The sequence below is a fragment of the Bartonella sp. AA23NXGY genome, from assembly GCF_042197165.1.
Taxonomy (GTDB): domain Bacteria; phylum Pseudomonadota; class Alphaproteobacteria; order Rhizobiales; family Rhizobiaceae; genus Bartonella.
The window spans coordinates 1-544 of the sequence record NZ_JBHIRO010000116.1 but is presented as its reverse complement, the minus strand read 5'-3'; the positions used below and the strand labels follow the sequence as shown (position 1 = coordinate 544).

General features: G+C 38.8%; 1 protein-coding gene and 1 pseudogene. One reads left to right on the top strand and one right to left on the bottom strand.

Annotated features, from left to right (window positions below; genetic code table 11):
* Positions 1 to 177, top strand: a 177-nt coding sequence (locus tag ACFINY_RS09975; protein ID WP_375701087.1) for an autotransporter outer membrane beta-barrel domain-containing protein, incomplete at its 5' end; no start/stop codon positions are given.
* A gap of 111 nt (positions 178 to 288) precedes the next feature.
* On the opposite strand, the pseudogene ACFINY_RS09970 reads toward ACFINY_RS09975, so the two are convergent.
* A pseudogene (locus ACFINY_RS09970) lies at positions 289 to 414 on the bottom strand (integrase); the annotation flags it as partial.
* Positions 415 to 544: the final 130 nt, after the last annotated feature.

The window sequence follows — 544 nt, the reverse complement described above, 5'->3', positions numbered from 1 at the left end:
ATTGGTAGAAACTTTGACCTTGATCCTATGGGACCTGCAATTGAAGGCGGCGTTGGCATCAATGCGCAACTGTCTCATAATTTCTCCCTTCATGGTGATGTAAGTTATCAACAAAAGCTTCAGAAAACTGGTATATCTGGTGCAAGCTTTTCAGGAGGAATACGCTATCAGTTTTAAAACAAAACTGTCAAAACAGCGTATTTCTTTTCTATGCATCAACAAAAAAGGCAGCAACAATATGCTGCCTTTTCGCTTTATAAATCCTAATAACACTACACTATCCCTCCTTAAGAGAGCCCTTGCTTTTTCTACTGCCTGTAAATCAACATCCACACCCAACGCCGCAGCATGTTTGAAACAAAGCTTGAGTCGCATCAGTGCTGTATTAGCAGCTCCAGCTTTTGTATGACAGATACAAGATATTGATTTATAATGATAATCTAGCTCTGTTCATATTGAATTAGACGCCCGAATAACGTAGGATTCTCTCATTTCAAATCTGTTTATCTTGAATCAATCAAAACCACTTACTTGCACGTCACAA